This is a genomic window from Flindersiella endophytica, from assembly GCF_054779015.1.
Map to the genome: position 1 here is coordinate 654,536 of NZ_BAAGYY010000023.1, position 17,994 is coordinate 672,529.

At 68.5% G+C, this 17,994-nt stretch carries 18 protein-coding genes; 5 read left to right on the forward strand and 13 right to left on the reverse strand.

Going from position 1 to position 17,994, the window contains the following annotated elements:
- Positions 1 to 130 precede the first annotated feature (130 nt).
- The 3 genes from ACYVF6_RS27390 (at position 131) to ACYVF6_RS27400 (ending at position 3,256) form a co-directional block, all read left to right on the forward strand.
- Positions 131 to 1,189 (forward strand): DNA polymerase III subunit beta family protein, encoded by a 1,059-nt coding sequence (locus ACYVF6_RS27390; protein WP_460525434.1) that lies wholly within the window; start codon positions 131 to 133, stop codon positions 1,187 to 1,189.
- Positions 1,186 to 2,442: an MFS transporter gene (locus tag ACYVF6_RS27395; protein ID WP_460525435.1), complete on the forward strand. Its 1,257-nt coding sequence runs from the start codon at positions 1,186 to 1,188 to the stop codon at positions 2,440 to 2,442. Before ACYVF6_RS27390 ends, ACYVF6_RS27395 begins: the two co-directional genes overlap by 4 nt.
- 73 nt (positions 2,443 to 2,515) lie before the next feature.
- Positions 2,516 to 3,256, forward strand: a complete 741-nt coding sequence (locus tag ACYVF6_RS27400) for a sortase domain-containing protein (protein WP_460525436.1) — start codon at positions 2,516 to 2,518, stop codon at positions 3,254 to 3,256.
- 12 nt (positions 3,257 to 3,268) lie between these two features.
- Here ACYVF6_RS27400 and ACYVF6_RS27405 read toward each other — a convergent pair whose 3' ends face one another.
- Genes ACYVF6_RS27405 through ACYVF6_RS27425 form a run of 5 tightly spaced genes read right to left on the reverse strand, consistent with a single transcriptional unit; the run spans position 3,269 to position 7,412 of the window.
- Positions 3,269 to 4,102 carry a YybH family protein gene (locus ACYVF6_RS27405; RefSeq protein ID WP_460525437.1) on the reverse strand — a complete coding sequence of 278 codons (834 nt, stop codon included), beginning with the start codon at positions 4,100 to 4,102 and terminating at the stop codon, positions 3,269 to 3,271.
- A gap of 29 nt (positions 4,103 to 4,131) precedes the next feature.
- A complete protein-coding gene (locus ACYVF6_RS27410) occupies positions 4,132 to 5,160 on the reverse strand; it encodes a sigma-70 family RNA polymerase sigma factor (protein WP_460525438.1) in 1,029 nt (342 codons plus the stop codon).
- Positions 5,161 to 5,171: 11 nt separating this feature from the next.
- The gene (locus tag ACYVF6_RS27415) at positions 5,172 to 6,083 is read right to left on the reverse strand and encodes an aminoglycoside phosphotransferase family protein (RefSeq protein ID WP_460525439.1); all 912 of its coding nucleotides are present in this window, start codon (positions 6,081 to 6,083) and stop codon (positions 5,172 to 5,174) included.
- A gap of 40 nt (positions 6,084 to 6,123) precedes the next feature.
- A complete protein-coding gene (locus ACYVF6_RS27420) occupies positions 6,124 to 6,930 on the reverse strand; it encodes a class I SAM-dependent methyltransferase (RefSeq protein WP_460525440.1) in 807 nt (268 codons plus the stop codon).
- Positions 6,927 to 7,412 carry a GbsR/MarR family transcriptional regulator gene (locus ACYVF6_RS27425; protein WP_460525441.1) on the reverse strand — a complete coding sequence of 162 codons (486 nt, stop codon included), beginning with the start codon at positions 7,410 to 7,412 and terminating at the stop codon, positions 6,927 to 6,929. The genes ACYVF6_RS27420 and ACYVF6_RS27425 overlap by 4 nt, the downstream gene beginning before the upstream one ends.
- Positions 7,413 to 7,689: 277 nt before the next feature.
- Between ACYVF6_RS27425 and ACYVF6_RS27430 the strand changes: the two genes are divergently transcribed.
- Positions 7,690 to 9,000: an HNH endonuclease signature motif containing protein gene (locus tag ACYVF6_RS27430; protein ID WP_460525442.1), complete on the forward strand. Its 1,311-nt coding sequence runs from the start codon at positions 7,690 to 7,692 to the stop codon at positions 8,998 to 9,000.
- 245 nt (positions 9,001 to 9,245) lie between these two features.
- Here ACYVF6_RS27430 and ACYVF6_RS27435 read toward each other — a convergent pair whose 3' ends face one another.
- Together ACYVF6_RS27435 and ACYVF6_RS27440 are read right to left on the reverse strand one after the other, a co-directional pair.
- Complete coding sequence (locus ACYVF6_RS27435; RefSeq protein ID WP_460525443.1) at positions 9,246 to 9,752, reverse strand: DinB family protein; 507 nt, start codon at positions 9,750 to 9,752, stop codon at positions 9,246 to 9,248.
- A gap of 176 nt (positions 9,753 to 9,928) precedes the next feature.
- Positions 9,929 to 10,183 carry a hypothetical protein gene (locus tag ACYVF6_RS27440; protein WP_460525444.1) on the reverse strand — a complete coding sequence of 85 codons (255 nt, stop codon included), beginning with the start codon at positions 10,181 to 10,183 and terminating at the stop codon, positions 9,929 to 9,931.
- Between the two features lie 56 nt (positions 10,184 to 10,239).
- On the opposite strand from ACYVF6_RS27440, the gene ACYVF6_RS27445 reads away from it, so the two are divergent.
- A complete protein-coding gene (locus ACYVF6_RS27445; protein ID WP_460525445.1) occupies positions 10,240 to 10,572 on the forward strand; it encodes a hypothetical protein in 333 nt (110 codons plus the stop codon).
- Positions 10,573 to 10,587: 15 nt separating this feature from the next.
- Here the strand turns inward: ACYVF6_RS27445 and ACYVF6_RS27450 are convergent, their stop codons facing one another.
- The 6 genes from ACYVF6_RS27450 to ACYVF6_RS27475 form a co-directional block, all read right to left on the reverse strand.
- Positions 10,588 to 11,412, reverse strand: a complete 825-nt coding sequence (locus tag ACYVF6_RS27450) for an ABC transporter ATP-binding protein (RefSeq protein WP_460525446.1) — start codon at positions 11,410 to 11,412, stop codon at positions 10,588 to 10,590.
- Entirely contained in the window at positions 11,405 to 12,376 is a 972-nt protein-coding gene (locus ACYVF6_RS27455; RefSeq protein WP_460525447.1) for an ABC transporter ATP-binding protein, read from the reverse strand. Before ACYVF6_RS27455 ends, ACYVF6_RS27450 begins: the two co-directional genes overlap by 8 nt.
- Entirely contained in the window at positions 12,373 to 13,275 is a 903-nt protein-coding gene (locus ACYVF6_RS27460) for an ABC transporter permease (protein WP_460525448.1), read from the reverse strand. Before ACYVF6_RS27460 ends, ACYVF6_RS27455 begins: the two co-directional genes overlap by 4 nt.
- Positions 13,239 to 14,258: an ABC transporter permease gene (locus tag ACYVF6_RS27465; RefSeq protein WP_460525449.1), complete on the reverse strand. Its 1,020-nt coding sequence runs from the start codon at positions 14,256 to 14,258 to the stop codon at positions 13,239 to 13,241. The genes ACYVF6_RS27460 and ACYVF6_RS27465 overlap by 37 nt, the downstream gene beginning before the upstream one ends.
- Before the next feature lie 15 nt (positions 14,259 to 14,273).
- Positions 14,274 to 16,085, reverse strand: coding sequence for a peptide ABC transporter substrate-binding protein (locus ACYVF6_RS27470; RefSeq protein WP_460525450.1), 1,812 nt, complete (start codon positions 16,083 to 16,085; stop codon positions 14,274 to 14,276).
- Between the two features lie 122 nt (positions 16,086 to 16,207).
- Positions 16,208 to 17,839 carry a hypothetical protein gene (locus tag ACYVF6_RS27475; protein ID WP_460525451.1) on the reverse strand — a complete coding sequence of 544 codons (1,632 nt, stop codon included), beginning with the start codon at positions 17,837 to 17,839 and terminating at the stop codon, positions 16,208 to 16,210.
- Positions 17,840 to 17,994 lie beyond the last annotated feature (155 nt).

The following is a 17,994-nucleotide window of genomic DNA, read 5'->3' on the forward strand; positions in this document are numbered from 1 at the left end:
TCCTTGGCGTCCGGTTCGTGGCCCGTCATCCCAAGGTGGCTCCTCGCGTTGACGCGGATCGGCCCATAGCCGCGCCCGAGAAAAACGGCAGCTTGACCTTCAAGTGGGCTGAAGGTTGATACTCGCTCGCGTGACGAGTGAGCCGTTGTTGACGATCAGCGCGTTCGCGCGGGCGGTTGAGCTGGCGCCGAGCACGCTGCGCTATTACGACGAGGCCGGGCTGCTGGCGCCCGCCGAGGTGGACGCGCGGACGGGCTATCGCTACTACACGCCCGAGCTCGTACGCCGTGCCGGGATGATCCGGCGGATGCGGGACATCGGCGTGCCGGTGGAGGCGATGCGGGAGGTGCTGGCCGGCACCCCGGAACGGGCCGCGCATATCCTCGGCGAGTTCGCCGAACGCGCCGCGCGCAACGCCCGGCAGGCGTACGCCACCGTCGACGAGATCCTGGCGGTGCTCCAGGCCCCCACGACGGCGCCCGATGTCGCCGTCACGACGAACGGGCCGGAGCTCGCCGCCGCCCTCAGGAAGGTCTCGCGCGCTGCCTCAGAAAACGAAACGCCCCTGAACGGTGTCCTGCTCGAGGTCGCCAAGGGCGCGATCACCGCCGTCGCCACCGACAGGTACTGGCTGGCGTACTGGAGCATCCCCGTCGCCGAAAGCCAAGCCACCGAACGAAGGATCTTCGTCTCGCGGTCCGCCCTGGACGCGCTCACCGACCGCCTGGACCACGGCGACGAGGTCACCCTCGGCCTCGGCGCGAAGGGAGCCACGATCTCCGACGACAGCGAGACCGCGCCGGTCGAGACCGCCGACGACAGGTTCCCCGCCTATCGCCTGATCGTCCCCAGGCAGGAGGAACGCACGGGCAGGCTTACGTTCGACCGCGGAGCACTCGCCGCCTTGCTCCCCGGCGACGACGACCGGCCGGTTCGCCTCGCGGTCGGGAAGGAACGCGCCGGGGTCGCCAGGCTCGGCGAGAGCGAGAGTACGGGCCTCCAGGCCATCACTTCCGGTACGCCCACCACGCTCTGGTTTCCCGCCAACGTGCTCCGCCAAGCCCTCGACACGATGGTCGGCGACACGGTGTCGCTCGTCTACGCGGCGCAGGACCGTCCCGTCCAGCTCGTCCCCGTCGAGCAGAGCCGCCTGCGCGTCCTGCTCATGCCCAGCCGGCCGCAGGCATGACCGACACCAAGCCCGCCAGAGCCGCCACCAGCCGCCCGCTGCTGCAAGCCGGCTACCTCGCCTGGCTCGCCGCCGCAACGGTCTCGTCGGTCGGCGACGGAATCCTGTTCTTCGCGCTCACCTGGACCGCCACAGGTCTCGGCGCCGAGACCGCGACGCTCGTCCTGACCGCGGGCCTGCTCCCCAGGCTCCTGCTCACCCTCGCCGGCGGTACGGCCGCCGATCGCTGGGGCCTGCGCCGGACGATCATCGGCTGCGACCTCGCGACGTGCGCGCTGCTCGCGGCCTACCTGGTCGTCACCCAGTTCGTCGCGGTGACCGGCCTACTGCTCGCCGCGCTGGCGTTCCTCGAAGGCGTCGTCAACTCCTTCCACCGTCCGGCGAACAACGCGTTCCCGAGGCTGTTCTTCCCCGCGGAGACGGTGCCGCGCGCGATGTCGCTCACCGGCTCGGCCATGGAGGTCGCGCGGATCGCGGGCCCGCCGCTCGGTGCCTTGCTGGTGGTCGCGATCTCGATGAACGGCGCGATCGTGGTCGACCTGGTGAGTTTCGTGGCAGTTCTCGGGGTCCTGCTCGCCATCCGCCCGCCGTACGAACCCGCGCGCCCGCCGAACGAACGGACCGGCTCTGCCGCCGGCGAGCTCCGCGCGGGCCTCCGAGCTGTCCGAGGCGTACCCGGCATCCTCCCCATGCTCACCGCCGTCGGCATCGTCGCCGGCAGCATCATTCCGATGCTCAGCCTCTGCGTACCCCTGCTGGCCCGCCACCGCGGCTGGGCCGCCTCCGACGCGGGCCTGATGGAGGCGTTCTGGATCGTCGGCGCGCTGTGCGTCTCGCTGACGGTGGCGAGGATCGGTGTACGCGAGCGGGCCGTCGGCGCGCTCCTGGCCGGCCCGCTGCTCGCCGGTGCGGGCATCGTGGTCGGTGCCGTGGCGCCGGTTCCGGCGGTGGCGTTCGCGGGCGCCGTGCTGATGGGCGTGGGCGCGGTGCTGTTCACCAGCCACCTGTTCCCGCTGTTCCTGCTGCGGACGCCGGACGGCATGCTGGCGCGCTTCCAGTCCGTGCTGATCGTGGCCCAGATGCTCGCGATGTTCGCCGGCAACGCCTGGCTGGGCGCGGTCGCCTCCCGGATCGGGCCCGCGCAGGCCATGCTGGCAGCGGCCGTGGTCTGCGCCTGCGCGACGCTGCCGACAGTACTCAGCCCGGCACTGCGCGGCGCCCGGACGCGCGAAGTCCAGCCCACGGCCGGCTAGGAACAGCGACCAGGAAGTTCGGCGACGCACCGCCGGCGAGGACAGGCGTGCGAGCATGGTGAACGAGGTGCTCATGACCACGATCCGCGGCCGGCTGGCCGGCGCCCTGCCCGCGCTGGTCATCGCGCTGTCCGGGTGTACGGCAGCCTCGCCCGAGCCGGCGCCGACCACCGCCCGTGCTCCGTCCACATCCCCGTCGACAGCTGCCGCCGCCCCCGAACCGGCGCCGGAGCTCGTGGGCTGGCCGGGCCAGCGCCGGCGCCAGGGGACGTACCAGCGTCCGGCCGTCCGGCGAGCGCCGGTGAAGCGGTTCACCCTCACCGTCCCCGCGATCGGCATCCGCTCCCTCGAAGTCGTCGCGTACGCCGGCCGACCCGACGACGGACCGGGGACCCACATCCAGGACGGCGGTGTCGCCGCCAGCCCGTTCGGACCGCGCGGCGGCGAGCGGCTCGGTGAGATCGGGAACCTGATCGTCACGGCGCACCGCACGTCGTCGACGAAGGCGTTCCGCTCGCTGCCGGCCCTTCGTACCGGCGAACGGATCGAGGTCGGCGCGCACGGACTGGTCTACGTCTACGAGGCGACCGCGACCCGCCAGACCTCGTTCCGCTCGGCGCGCTCGCTGGCCGAACAAGCCGCGGCCGTGCCCGGTCACCCCGGCCGCCGCCCCACGCAGTCGGTGATCACCCTTTCCACCTGCGCGACGCCAGAGGACCGGGCGGCCGGGAACTACTGGAGCGACCAGTACGACAACCCGGAGCACCGGATCGACAAGATCGGCGTCCTGGTGGAGATCCGATCGGCCACCTGATGCCGGCGGAGCTCACGGCTCCAGGTCGGTACGCGCCTGACCGGTCGACGGGTCCCTCGGGTAGGAGAGGTGCTGGTGCACCATCACCCACTCTCCGGCCCGCCGCTGGAACACCCGGGTTCCGCGCGACCACACCACACCAGCCAAGACCCCTGCCTGGATCCGGTCCAGGCCCCACTCGACCGCCAGGTCCTCCCGGACGAGGATCCGCGGCTCCGGAACGGTGAAGTCGACCTCCTCCTCGGTCGCCTTCAGGCCGCGCGAGCACACCTCACGCACGGAGTCGATGCCGGCATACTGCAGCGGCGTCTCCATCTCGTACGACACCACGTCCTCCGCGATACCGGTCATCATGCCGTCCAGGTCCTTCGTCCGCGTCTGCTCCGACCACCGCGACAGCAGCGCACGCACCCCGCCGTCGTCGGCGTCGGAAGCGCTCACGGACGGGAACGAGTGGTGCTCGTGCACCACGACCCACCGGCCGGCCGAGGACCTGCGCAGCCCCAGCGTCAACCGCAGCCGGTTCGCGGGATCGGCCGCGAAGTCCTCGGCCGTGCCGCACCGCAGCAGCGCGTACGCGAAGGCCACCTCCTCGCCGGTCACGACGTCGAGCGACTCCAGCTCGAACGACGCGCCGGACGCCTGCCACTCGAAGAACCCCGGCCAGGTCTCGCGGTACGCCGCCAGCCCACGCACGCCTTCGTACGGCGGCGGCACGTCGTACATCACGATGTCGCCGGCATGGTCGGCCAGCACGCCGTCCAGGTCGCCGTTGTGCACGGCGACCACCCAACGCGAGATCAGCTCGCGGATCTCGGCCTCGTTCGCGTTCACGTTGTTCGTCATACCCCTACAACCCGGCGCACGGCCGAAACTCATCGCGGCAGGGCGGCGGGCAGCCCGAACAGCCTGAAGTCGGCCTCCAGGAACGACACGACCTCGGCGATGAGCGGACCGCGCAACGCGATCAGGTCGAGCCCGGCGGGCAGGTACGCACCCAACTCGCCGTCCCACATGTAGGTGCCGAACGCGAGCTGCCCGTTCGCCGGCACCGGCAGGAACCGCCATTGCTCGCGGGCCGGCCCTTCGAGCAGGAACGCGCGAACGTCGTCGCGCCCGGCGTACCACTCGAACAGCGGCGGCATGGAGTACTTCGCGTCGTCGGTGAGCATCGCCACGATCGCCTCGACGTCGCCGGCCTCCCACGCGGCGACGTAGCGCCGGACCACATCACGTTGGGACGCGTCGTCGAGCGCGGCGAGCGTCGCCTGCTGGGTGGTGTCGGGCAGCAGCGCGCCGAGCTCCTTCCGCGCCCGTTGCAACGCACTGTTGACAGCGGCGACGCTGGTCTCCAGCAGGTCGGCGACCTCGCGCGCGGCGTACCCGAGTACGTCGCGCAGCAGCAGCACCGCCCGCTGCGACGCCGACAGATGCTGCAACGAGGCGACGAAGGCCAGCTCCACACTCTCCAGCGCGACCAACCGGTCCGCCGGATCGAGCGCGGCGGTCCAGCCGAGCCGCGAGTCCGGATACGGCTCGACCCACGCGGTCTCCGCCACCGACGGCGTGCCAGGACGGAAGTCGGTCGGAAGCTCCCGGCGGCCCCGCTGACCACGGCGTTCGATCAACGTCAGCGAACGATTCGTCGCGATCTTGTACAGCCACGGGCGCAACGACCCGCGATCGTCGAACCGCGAGAGTGCCTGCCAGGCGCGTACGAGGGTCTCCTGCACGGCGTCGTCGGCGTCGTGAACCGAGCCGAGCATGCGATAACAGTGCGCGTGCAGCTCGTCCCGCAACGGCGCGACAAGCCGCTCGAACGCCGACTCGTCGCCGGCGCGGGCCGCGTTCAGCAGGCCGGCGTGGTCGGCGTGGTCGGCGTGGTCGGCCGGTTCGTTCCGCACACGGCCAAACGTTAGCCCAGCAGGTCGTGGTCGGCGATGACCTCGTTGATCACGTGCCGGTTGAGCGCGACCTGCCGCTGGTCGCCGTCGAGGTTGCCGGACATCACCAGCATGGCCTTCCAGATCGCCCAGCCGCGGGCGCGCGCCCAGGTGCCGTCGTCCCGGGCGACGGTCTTGCGGAACGCCTCGCGGCTGTCGCCGGAGAACATCGTCCACGCGATCACCAGGTCGCAGGACGGATCGCCGACGCCGGACGTACCGAAGTCGATGACCGCGACCAGCCGGCCGTTTTCGACCAGCAGGTTGCCGTGGGCGATGTCGCCGTGGAACCACACCGGCGGGCCGTCGAAGCGCGCGGCGAGTGCGGCCTCCCAGACCGCGCCGGCCTTGGCGGTGTCGATGTGGCCCTCGAGCTTGGCCAGGCACGCGCGCGTCTCGGCGTCGTAATGCGTCAGCGAGTCGCCGCGGAAGAAGCTGTGCGCGCCCGCCGCCGGCCCGCCGGTGGCGTCGATCGCCTGCAGGGCAAGCAGAAAGTTCGCGACGTCGATCGCGAACGTGGGCAGGTCGTCGATCCCCTGCGGGTCCGCGGTCTCACCGTGCAGCCAGCGCCGGATCGACCATGGGTACGGATATCCCTCGGCGGGCTTGCCGATTCCGAGCGGCACAGGGATCGGAACCGGCAGGTGCGGCGCGAGCACCGGCAGCCAGCGATTCTCCTTCTCGACCGCGGGCGTGTAGCCCTCCGCAGTGGGGAGGCGCACGGTCATGTCGTCGCCGAGGCGGTACGTCCGGTTGTCCCAGCCGTCAACCTCGACCGGCGTCACCGGAAGCTCGCTCCACTGCGGGAACTGCGCCGCAAGGAGTCGTTGCACCAGCGCCGCGTCGATTCCGGCACGCCCGTCCACATGAGTGTTCTCGGCCACCCGGCGAGTATGCCCCGGACCGGACGCGGTGGGCAAAGCCTTAAAACGTGAACCTGAGCTCCCGCACGTAGCTCCGCACGCCCGGAACGTGCCTGAGGATGCGGAAGAACCGGCGGTAACGCGGGTCCGGGATGCGATCGTAGCCGTCGACGACCGAGATGTTCGCCTGCAGACGCAGCCGTGGGTTCCACCGCTCGATCTCGTGCACGTCACCCACACCCCAGTCCTGCATCTTCGACAGGCGAGCGCCCCACACCGGCCCGACGTCGAAGAGCAGCTCGCCCGAGGGGAACTTGTCGGTCAGCCGCTGGAGCAACTGGCGTACCGGCTCGGGCTTCAGATACATCAGCAGCCCTTCCGCGACCATGAGTAAAGGCCGGCCGGCCGGTATCTTCGCAAGCCACTCTGCTTCCGTCACCGAAGAACCGATCATGCGGTACTGATCGGTCTCCTCGTAGATCCTCCGGCGCAGCTCGATCACCTGCGGCACGTCGACGTCGTACCACGTGACACCGGCCCGGAGGTCGAGCCGGAACGCGCGGCTGTCCAGGCCACAACCGAGGTGCAGGACGACTGCGTCCGGGTGGCGCTGGAGGAAGTCGACCGTCCACTCGTCGAACTGCTTGGCCCGCAGCGCGACGGTGTACTGCGTGCTGGCCGGGCGGGCCGCCCGCTTCATCCGGTCGAAGTCGTACTCGATCCGGTCGACTGCCTCGGCAGCGGCGCGGTCGCCGATGATGCTGGGCTGGTTGCGGCTTTCGTACGCCCGCAGGTACAGCGTGACCAGCATCGTCCACTGCACCGAGCCCCACTTGATGTCGGTGAAGTCGACCTTGTCGGTTTTCATGCTCGGCTCCTCTTGCCGGGTTTGTGCTGGCGGAAGGCCGCCCAGCGCTCCAGGAACCCCTCGGTCTCGGCCTCCATGAATCGGAAGAACTCGCGGACGTCCCGCAGGCGCTCGCTCCGTTTCGGATCGTCGCCCACCACCGCAAGCCCGAAGTCGATGGTCTCGGTGCTGGCCTGCACGTAGGCGAGCTGCGTGCGCATGATGTGGGCGAAACCTCCGGGCGACAGGCGGTAGTGATGCTGCCGGTTGGCGACGGGGACGCGCTCCACCATGCCGGACTCCTGGAGCGGCCGGATCACCGTGGAGACCGAGGCCTTTGAGACGCCCAGCGTGGTCGCGATCTCGGTGAGGGACTGCTGGGGCGGGTCGCAGATCAGCAGCCAGCCGTAGATCAGGCCGCTCATCCGCGGACCGCCGAACTTCTCCATCCACAAGCCCATCCGGTCGACGAACTCACGTTCGTCGGGCTTCAGCTCTGCCACCGGTGCCGGCGCCTCCATCGATCACTTCGTTCAGTCCGTACTGAACGAACTATACATCGTGAACGATGGCGCGATGCTGTGACTCCGGCCACTCGGGTTCGCCGTATCTGGCGTTAACGATTGTTTGATGGTTGCGGTAGGTGCCCCTTGAGCAGGCCTACCGCGCCACGTTCTTTGGCTGCGGATTCGCTGTAGTTAACCTTCTGTGATTGAGGTTCAAGAATTTCGACTCTGCTCCCCCACCCCATTTGCCGAATTTGCGGGTATTATCGAACATATGAGCGGAACCCTCATTCAAGACAGTCTCACGCGGGCGCGTGAGGCACTGGCCGACGCGGCCGAGGGTTCCCTGTTCACCCTGCCCGACGACCAGCTGCGTGCGCTACAAGAAGACGCCATGGCTGTCGTGCGGATGAGCGAAGCCGTTCTGGTCGCACTGGTTGGTGAAGGTGCCTCTCGCGGGGTCGGGCGGAAAGAGACTGGTGCCCGGTCGGCGAAAGAGGTGCTGGTGCAGCGGTTGCGGCTGTCGCCCCGGCATGCCAAAGACCTTCTCGAGACCGCCGAAGCATTGCGGGACCCCGCATTCGAACCTGTTGCTCAGGCGCTGGCTGATGGGGTGATCGGTGCCGAGCATGCCCGGCGGATTACCCACGCGGTCAACAAGCTTCCCGACGACGCCACCGTCGAGACTCGTGGGCTGGCGCAGGCGGCGCTGCTAGAGGATGCGGGCGGGTATGACCCGGACAAGGTCGCCCGGTTCGGGCAACGCATCCTCGGCCGTGTCGACCCCGACGCAGCCGACCGCGAGCTGGCCAAACAGTTGGAGCGGGAGGAGCGGGAAGCCGCCCGGGAGCGGGTGCTGTGGTTCAAGGACAGCCATGACGGCATCGTCCACTTCGGCGGCCGCCTGGACGCCGCCTCCGCCCGCGTCGTGCGCACCGCACTGGAACCGCTGGCCAAACCCACCGCAGGTGAGGCCGATGGTTCCGAGACCGGCCAGAACGGCGCGCGCCGTTCCTATGGTCAGCGAATGGCCGACGCGCTGGTCGAGCTGGCCCGTCGGTCACTGCAGTCAGGCACCATCCCCAAGCATGGTGGCGAACCCACCCAACTCATGCTCACCATGCGCCTGGACGACCTCATGAAGGGTCTGGGTGCGGCGTTCCTGCCCACCGGCGAAACCATCACCGCTGCCCGCGCCCGCCTCCTGGCCTGCGACGCCGGCATCATCCCCGCGATCCTCAACACCCACAGCATCCCGCTGGACGTCGGCCGGGCCAAACGCTGCTTCGAAGGCAAACTCCGCAAAGCCCTCGACCTCCGCGACGCCGGCTGCGCCTTCCCCGCCTGCGACATCCCCGCCGCCTGGTGCGACGCCCACCACATCAAACCCTGGTGGACCGGCGGCATCACCAGCCTCGACAACGGGGTACTGCTATGCCGCCACCACCACACCACCATCCACAACAGCCAATGGGTGGTCCGGCCAGGTGTCCACGGCCGACCAGAGTTCCTCCCACCCCCATACCTCGACCCAACCCAAACACCGCAACGCAACCACCTCCACGAAATACCGCACGCTGCCTAAAAGCAAAAAAGAGTCAGAACAGTGGCAGAGGAAAAATTCTTGAACCTCAATCACAGAAGGTTAACTACAGCGAAACCCGCAGCCAAAGAACATGGCCCGGTAGGCCTGCTCAAGGGGCACCTACCGCAACCATCAAATTTCGTTAACCCCAAGCCACAGCGAACCCGCAGCCAAGAACCAACGCCAACCACTCAGCAACCACAGGACACACCGCAACCTACAAAGACCGCAACCAAAGGGCAGACCTACACGCCAGTCATCCCATCAATAGCCTCCCGCAGGAAGTCAGCATGCCCAGCATGCCGCGCGTACTCGTGGATGAGATGAAGCATCACCAGCCGCAGCGACACATCCTCACCCCACCGTGCGTTGTGCCTCACGACGTCCAACGACTCAGCCGCGAGCTCGATCCGCCGCGAATGCGCGACCTCCGCCTCCCACGCCGCGAAAGCCTCGGCCCGCGTCGACGACGAGGCGTCGTACGCCGTCTGGTAGTCGTTGGCGTCCGACCACACGTTCGGCAGGTCCTCGCCGTTGATCACCTTGCGGAACCAGGTGCGTTCCACCTCGGCCAGGTGCCGGACCAAGCCGAGCAGCGACAGCGTTGACGGTGGGCTCGACTGCATCCGCAGCTGGTCGTCGGTCAGGCCGTCGCATTTCATGGCGAGGGTGCCGCGGTGGAAGTCGAGGAAGGCGCGCAGCATCTCACGCTCGCCGGCGATCAACGGGGGGTCAGGGCGTTCAGTGCTCACAGCGGCCAAGTCTTGCAAAGCCCTCGCCCGGCCACATACGTTGCCCCATCCCACCAGCACCGGCAAGACTCAGCACCGTGCGCATCCTCGGCATCGACGCGCCAGCAGACCTCGTCCACCAGTGGTCCACGTGGCTCGCCCCTGACCGCCAGCCGTTCTTCCTCGCCGACGGCGAGCTACCGGAGCTCAAAAGGTCCGAGCGGCTCGCCGACGTCCAGCTCGAGATGAGCGTTCGCGACACGTACGCGATCTGGAACATCGACCGCGACCTGCGCATCGCCTGGCTCACCGAGCCGGCCTTCGATGCCCTGCCACGCGAGACCCGGGCGAAACTGGTCCGCGCCCAGCACGATCACAAGCGCGGCGAGGTGCCGTCGGTACGTTCCTGGAAGTACCGCATCCCCGAGGCCGCACAACAGGCCGACGGCCACCGGTTCGTCTGGTGGCCGTCCCTGTTGGCCGGCCGCGAACGGAACGTGCTCATCCCGTGGATCGCCGAGGGCATGCCGGACAGGTCATGGCCGCGTCCGGTGTGTCCGGCGCGGAGTACGAATGGGTCGTGTGCGAGCCGTTCGAGGAGTTCCTCGCCACCCGCACCGAACCCGGCGGCAACGACGACCAGCCCGGCACCGTCCTCGTCTGGCGCGACCATGACGGCCGGGTCACCCACGCCGCCGTCACGCTGGGCAGCGGCTACGCACTCCAGAAACCGTCCCAGTGCTGGTACTCACCCCGCCAGGTCCTGACTGTGCGGGAGACCATCAGGACCTCCCGCACAGCCGGCGAACGCCTGACCCGGCGCCGCCGCCTCATCCCGTAGCAGGGAAGGCGAAAGCTAGGCGGCCGGCCCTCGCACCGGCAGGATCGCCGCGAGCAGCTGCCGGGTGTACTCCTCGCGAGGCGACGCGAACAGCTCCTCGGTCGGCGCCTCCTCGACCAGTACGCCCATCCGCATCACCGCCACCCGGTCCGCCAGCCGTTCGACCACAGCCAGGTTGTGCGAGATGAACACGCACGCCAACCCCAGCTGCCGCCGCAGATCCTCCAGCAGAGCAAGGATCTGCGCCTGAATCGACACGTCCAGCGACGACGTCGGCTCGTCGCACACCAGCAGGTCAGGCGACAACGCGAGCGCCCGCGCGATCGCGATCCGCTGCTGCTGCCCACCGGAGAACTGCCGCGGATGCAGCTCGGCGAACCGCGGGTTGACCCCGACGAGCGACAACAGCTCCAACGCCCGCGAGCGCCGGGACGCCTTGTCACCAACGCGATGCAGGCGCAACGGCTCCATCACGTTGGCCACCGCGGTGTAGTGCGGCAGCAGCGAGCCGTAGGGGTTCTGGAAGACCATCTGCATCTTCCCCCGCAAGGCCCGCAACTCCCTTGCCGGCAAGTCGGCCAGGTCCTGCTCACCGAAGAGAATCCGCCCGGACGTGCACGGCTGCAGTCCCATCAGAAGCCGCGCCAACGTCGACTTGCCGCTGCCACTTTCGCCAACGACACCGACGGTCTCGCCGCGGTGCACCGACAACGACACGTCGTCGACCGCGACGACATCGCCCGCCCGGCTGGAGAACACCTTCGTCACGTTCTCCGCGCGAATCAACACTGTGCTTGCCCGGTCCTCGGCCGCATGGGCAGACCCCACTCGTTCAGACACCGGCCACCGCCTTCCAGCACGCCGCCACGTGCTCCCCGTCCACGAGCTCCAGCTCCTGCGGGGCACTGCACCGCGTCTCCTCGGCATGCGCGCACCGCGGCTGGAACGGACAGCCCGCCGGCCGCCGCGCCAGGTCGGGCGGGCTTCCTGGGATGGGTACGAGCGGCCGCTCCCGGCCGCCCACCTCGATGCTCGAGCCCAGCAGCCCAACCGAATAAGGGTGCCGCGGCTTGTCGAGCAGCTCGAGCGTCGAAGCGCGTTCCATCACCTGCCCGGCGTACATCACCAGAACGTCGTCGCAGAAGTACCGGGCGACACCGAGGTCGTGCGTGATCATGATGATGCCGGTGCCCTGTTCCTTCAAGCCCGCCAGCAGATCCAGCAGCTGCCGCTGGATCGTCACGTCGACCGCGGTCGTCGGCTCGTCCGCGATCAGTAGCGCCGGACGCGTGATCATCGCCATCGCAATCATCGCGCGCTGCCGCATACCGCCGGACAGCTGGAACGGGTACATCCGAAGGCGGCGTTCCGGCTCCGGAATCCCCACATCGCCCAGCGCCTGCGCCGCCCGTGAGCGCGCCTCCGCCTTGCCGCAGATCCCGTGCCACAGCAGGTGTTCGGTCAGCTGCCGCTCGACGGTCATCGTCGGGTTCATCGCCTCCATGGCGTTCTGGAACACCATGCCGATGTCCTTGCCGCGCACGCGACGCAGCTCACGCTGGCTGAGCTTCAGCAGATCCCTGCCGCCGAACGACGTGGTGCCATCGACGATCCGTGCCGTCCGTGGCAGCAGGCGGAGCAACGATCGCACCGTCACGCTCTTGCCGCTGCCGCTCTCGCCGACGATCGCGAGTGCCTGCCCCTTCGCCACGTCGAAGCTGACGCCATCGACGGCCGTCAAGATCTCGCCGTCGCGCCGGAACTGCGTGCGCAGCCCTTCGACAGTGAGCAACGAGTCGTTCATCGCTGCTCCCCACTCGCGTCGAACGCGTCCCGCAGACCGTCGCCGACCCAGGTGAACGCCAGCAGAGCAAGTGCGAACAGCAACGCCGGGAAGATCAGCAGGTGCGGGAACGTCTGCAGCGTCCGCGTGCCCTCGCTGATCATCGCGCCCCAGGAGGGCGTGGGCGGCTCGACGCCGAGACCCAGCAACGCCAGGCCCGCTTCGGCGCCGATCGCCGCCGGGATCGCGAAGCTCGTCGTCACCAGGATCGGGCCGATCGCGTTCGGCAGGATGTACTTCACGGCGATCGTGATGCCCCCCGCACCCATCGAACGCCCTGCCTCGACGTACTCCCTCTCCTTGATGGACATCACCTGCGCACGCACCAACCGCGCCTGGGTCACCCACGACGCGATGCCGATCGCGATGATCAGCGCGAAGACCGACCGGCCCAGCACCGTCACCATCACCACGGCGAAGAGGTAACTGGGGAAGGCGTACATCACGTCGGTGAACGACATCAGCAACTGCTCGACCCGCCCGCCGAGATAGCCGGCGGCCAGACCGATCGCCAACGCGAGTACGAGAGCGGTCAGCTCCGCACCGAACGCCACGGTCAGTGCCGTCCGCAGGCCGTAGATCGTCCGGCTGAAGACGTCGCGGCCGAGGCCGTCACTGCCGAACAGGTGCCCGCCCGTGCCCGGGCTCGCCCACGTGTTCGCCAGATCGGTCTCGGAGTAGTGGTACGGCGCGATCAGCGGCGCCGCCAGCGCGACCACGATCAGCAGGCCACAGAAGATCAGGCTGCCGAACGCGAGCCGGTTACGCCGGAATCGAGCCCAGGCGTGCGCCCACGGGCCACGTGCCTCGACGGTGGTGGAAGTTACGCCGGCCTCGGCAAGGCCTTCGGCTGTCGCCATCGCCTGCGCCCTCCTCCCTTGCCACGCGCGGAGTCGTTGCGAATCCGCGGATCGAGTACGCCGTAGATGAGGTCGACGATCAGGTTGACCACCATCAGGATCAGCGCGAAGAACAACGTCGTGCCCATCAGCAGCGGCATGTCACGGCTCGCCGCCGCCGTGGTGAAGTAGAGCCCGAGCCCCGGGATCCGGAACAGCGACTCGACGAACACCGTGCCGGTCATCAACGCCGCCAGCAACGGGCCCACGACAGTCACCAACGGGATAAGGGAGTTCCGCAGCGCGTGCCGCACCACAACCGTGCGGTACGGCCCACCCTTGGCCAGCGCGGCCGTCACGAACTCCTCACGCAACGTCTCCAGCATGCTGGAACGGACGTACCTCGCCAGCACGGCCGTCGGACCGAGCGCCAGCGCGAGCACCGGCATCAGGAGGTTCGCCGGCCCGTCCCAGCCGCTGGACGGCAACACGTGCAGTGTCGCCGTGAACAACAGGATCAGGAAGGTCGCGGTCAGGTAGCTCGGCAGTGCGTGTCCCAACGTCACAAGGAACATCGCGCCGCTGTCGGCAGCGGAGCCCTGCCGCAGCGACGCGAACACCCCGATCGGAACCGCGATCAGCAACGCGAGGATCACCGCCAGCACGGCCAGCGTCGCCGACACCGGGAACGCCTGCGCGATGATGTCCTGCACGTCGAGCGTGGCGTACTTGTAGGACGGTCCGAAGTCCCACGTGACCGCGCCCTTCATGAACTTCAGGTACTGCATCCAGACCGGGACGTCCTCGCCGTACCGCGACTGAAACTCCGCGACCGTCTGCTCCGTGCCCGTGCCACCGATGTTCGTCGCGCCGCTGGCAACTCGCTGGATGTCGGCGAAGTTGCCGGGTGCCAGCTGCAGCATGGTGAACGCGATGATCGACACCGCGATCAACGACAGCACGAGCCGTACGACTCGCTTGCCCAGGTAGAGGGCGTAATCCACGGTCTGCCTCCCCTCCTACTTGCCGCCGAGCTGCAGCGGCTTGAAGTAGAAGTAGTCGGGGTACGGACGCAGTTGCAGGTTCTTGATGGTCGGGCGCGCGGCGAGGAAGACGCTCAGCCACAGAACCGGGATGAACAGGAACTCGTCCTCCCGGATCTTCGCAGCCTGCTTGAACAGGTCCAGCCGCTTCTGGTCGTCGGGCTCCGAGAACGCCTTGGTGACCAGCTCACCGAGCTGCTTCGCACCGGGCGACTGGTTCTTCTCGAGCAGGTCGACCAACTGCTTGGGGTCGGCCTTCTTGTCGGCCTCGAGCTTGGAGTACTCGCCCCACTTCTTGCCCGGCAGGCTGAACTTCTGGATGTCGAGCGGCGACCAGAGCGACCCGACCATCGTCGGCCAGGTGGGCAGGCCGGCGAACGTGCCGAAGTAGAAGCCGATGTAGTTGCCCTTCTGCAGCTGCCAGCGCCGCTCGACGTAGACGCCTGCCTCGACGATGTCGGGGCGCACCTTGATGCCGAGGTTCTTCTGCCAGGTGTCGGCGATCGCGTCGATCAGCGTGCTCGTCACGCCGGCGAGGATGCGGATCTCCGGCAGGCCCTTGCCGCCGGGATAGCCCGCGTCGGCCAGCAACTGCTTGGCCTCCTCGACGTTCTCCTTGATCGCGATGCTCTCGTCCCAGCCCTTGGTGCGCTTGGTGACCAGCGAGACGCCGGGCTCGGCGCCGGGAACGACGCTGGCCAGGGTGTCGCGGCCGAGGGCGAGCGAGAGCGCCTTGCGTACCCGGACGTCTTCCAGTGCGGGGTGCTCGCTGCGAAGCCTCGCGAGGTAGGCGATGCTGTAGGTCGACACCGACTTGAGGTGCGTCTTCAGCTCCGGGTCCTTCTGGAACCGCAGCACGTCGGCGTCGGCGATCTGCACCAGGTCGGTCTCGTTGTTCTCGTACGGAACCGTCGCCGTGCCGGTGGTCGTCGGCTCGACCAGGAAGACCCTGATGGCGTCGAGCGAGACGTTCTTGCGGTCCCAGTACTTCTCGTTCGGCACCAGGTCGATGCTGGAGTTCTTGACCCACTTCTTGACGGCGTACGAGCCGTTGGAGATGAAGTTGGGCGGCTCCTGCCAGCTGTCCGGCTTGCCCTCCACGGAGTCCATGTGCAGCGGCAGCAACGCCGGATGCGTCAACGCCAGCAGGAGATCCGGGTTGGGGTTGGCGAGCGTGATCGTGAGCTCGGTGTCGCTGCCGGCCTTCACACCGACCTGCGACCAGTCCTTCAGCGCTCCGGCCAGGTGCTCGGTCGCGCCCTTGATGCCGGTCGCGGCCTGGTAGGAGTTGGCGCCGAGCGTGGTGCCGCCGGCGCCGGTCGTGTCGCCCGGGGTCAGCAGGCGCTTGTACGTGCGCTCGAAGTCGCTCGCCTTCACCGGATCGCCGTTGGACCACTTGGCGTTCGAGCGCAGCGTGAAGGTGTAGGTGAGCCGGTCGTCGGAGACCTTCCAGCTCTCGGCGACGGCCGGGATGACGCCGTCACCCTTCTCGTTCTGGGCGACCAGGCCCTCCAGGATCCCGCGGGTCAGGATCCACATGCCGTTGGTGATGACCTGCGGGTCGAGCACCTCGACGGGGACGTAGCTGATCCGCAGCGTCTTGCTGCCGCCCTTGCTGCTGCCGGTCTGCGCCTCCGGATCCTCCGCGCCGAAGATGCCACAGCCCGAAAGCGACCAGCCACCGCCCGCAGCCAGCCCGATCAGGCCGCTGATGCGGAGGAAGTCGCGCCGGCTGGCTCCGTAGGGCAGGGATCGTCCCTGGGCGGTGGATTTCGCAGTCTCGTTCATTGACTGCCCATACCTCTCTGCTCCAAGCGACCGAACAAACCCCCGGATGCCGGCGCCAGTTTGATCAACACATATTAGTGACTTGGGGATGGCCGTAAATGTGCTCGTCCGAAATCTCGTGGTCAGATCTTGGGGAGCGGGCGGCCACCTTGTCTCGCGTACCAGTTCAGGCTCGCGATCCCGCACAGGCCGGAACCGAGCCCGGGTGCGGGCTGCCGGGCCTGGTAGATCGCCTTGCTCTGTTCGTGAACCCTGGAGTCCCACCAGGCCGCGCGGATCCAGCGCGGGGCCTGGAGGTACTGGCCCGACGGAGCAACACCCGTGCCGTCCAGCCGGGTGAAGACCGTCGGGATGCCGTCGTCGCCGGTGGTGGCGAGGTTGTCGCCGAACGTCCGCCCGATCGCGCGGAGGTCGGTGTCGCCGAAGACAATGCCGGCCTGCCGGGCAAGCCCGGCGAAGTCGACACTGATCGCGGCGTGGCTGCAGTCGTCGACCTGCTGGGCTCCGGCACCTGAGGAGTTCCGGTAGGTCGGCGTGTAGAGCGACACGTCCGTATCCGGGTTTCCAGTCGCGGCGTAACCCTTCCAAATCGGCGCGTCGGTGGGCCAGTAGTACCAAATCGACGCATCGCCGGCGTCCCGGCTGATCTGCGCCTTGAACATGCGGGCGATCGCTGCCGCGCGTACGGCGTAGGTCCGCTCGCCGGTCGCCGCCGCGAGCTCGACCAGCGTCCGGCCGATCGCCGTGGTCTGGTTGATCGGCAGTGGGTTGCCGTCGTACGGCAGCGGCGTGCCTTTCAGCCAGCGGAAGTAGCCGATGCCGTTGCTCTGCACCCATTCGTGGTCGTGCACGGCGATCGCGTCGCGTACCGCCTGGACGTACTCCGCCGCCTTCGAGCGGTAGCGCGGGTTGGAGCGCAGGCTCGGGGTGCTGAGCACGGTCCGTGCGAAGGCGGCCAGCGGATAGGTGATCATCCCGGTGTGCACGGAGAAGATCACCGGCTCGGCGACCAGGCGGTACGTACCCGCGGCGGGGCGGGCGGACGTGCCGGTGCCGCCCGGCTCCCGCGCGGTGATCATGGTGGTCATGGAGTAGGCGCCGTAGACCCGCTTGGACGCCAGGTCGGCGCTCTGCGGATCCAGCGTGAGGTGCTCGTACGTCGTGGTGCCGCCGGTCGGGTGGGTCACGGCGAGCGTGAACCGGCCGTCGTCCTCGTGGGTGATCGTGGCCGTCGCGCCCTCAGCACCCGAGCGGGCGCAGCGGACCTCGAGCGCCGGGCGGCCGTCGGCATCCGGGAGCTCCACGGCAGCGACGGTGTAGGGGTTGGCGGCTCGCCAGGCCGGCAGTGACTGACCTCTGTAGTCGGTGACGCCGCGCTCGGAGTCGCGGCCGGCGAGCACCAGATCGGCGTTGTGGATCAACCGGTCGAGGTAGTAGGTGTCCTGGTAGGCGTCGTACATCCGGATGAAGCCGATCAGCACGTACGACTGGCCCCACGCGAGCGCGCCGGCCTCGTTGGTCTGGTCGGGCTGGCCGGTGTAGCCGCCGGCGTGGAACTGCTGGTCGTAGCTGTCGAAGACGGCACGAGACGTGAAATCGAGGGGGTCCGCGTACGCCCGCGACGCGAGTGGCCCGAGGCCGGTTCCGGCGGTCGCGGCGGCGCCGGCCACGCCGGCGGCCAGCGCGCCGGAGCGGCGCAGCAGCGTACGCCGGCTGACAGCCCGATTGCTGGGACTCTGCCCTGGCATCGGCATCACTGCGGCCCTCCTTCACGTTGCGTGGTCCCACAATAGGGACGTCTCAAACTCGAATAAAGGCCTACCGGAGGTTGAATGACTCCTCCGGCTGGCCAGTTTCGGACCTGACCCGAAGTCCCCTGGAGTCTAGAGAAGTCGCAGGACATATAGCT

Bases quoted from the DNA above. Each gene is read 5' to 3' on its own strand.
- ACYVF6_RS27470 (WP_460525450.1), bottom strand. From the start codon at position 16,085: ATGAACGAGACTGCGAAATCCACCGCCCAGGGACGATCCCTGCCCTAC.
- ACYVF6_RS27405 (WP_460525437.1), bottom strand. From the start codon at position 4,102: ATGACGAACAACGTGAACGCGAACGAGGCCGAGATCCGCGAGCTGATC.
- ACYVF6_RS27455 (WP_460525447.1), bottom strand. From the start codon at position 12,376: ATGAACGACTCGTTGCTCACTGTCGAAGGGCTGCGCACGCAGTTCCGG.
- ACYVF6_RS27475 (WP_460525451.1), bottom strand. From the start codon at position 17,839: ATGCCGATGCCAGGGCAGAGTCCCAGCAATCGGGCTGTCAGCCGGCGT.
- ACYVF6_RS27460 (WP_460525448.1), bottom strand. From the start codon at position 13,275: ATGGCGACAGCCGAAGGCCTTGCCGAGGCCGGCGTAACTTCCACCACC.
- ACYVF6_RS27420 (WP_460525440.1), bottom strand. From the start codon at position 6,930: ATGAAAACCGACAAGGTCGACTTCACCGACATCAAGTGGGGCTCGGTG.
- ACYVF6_RS27395 (WP_460525435.1), top strand. From the start codon at position 1,186: ATGACCGACACCAAGCCCGCCAGAGCCGCCACCAGCCGCCCGCTGCTG.
- ACYVF6_RS27430 (WP_460525442.1), top strand. From the start codon at position 7,690: ATGAGCGGAACCCTCATTCAAGACAGTCTCACGCGGGCGCGTGAGGCA.
- ACYVF6_RS27400 (WP_460525436.1), top strand. From the start codon at position 2,516: ATGACCACGATCCGCGGCCGGCTGGCCGGCGCCCTGCCCGCGCTGGTC.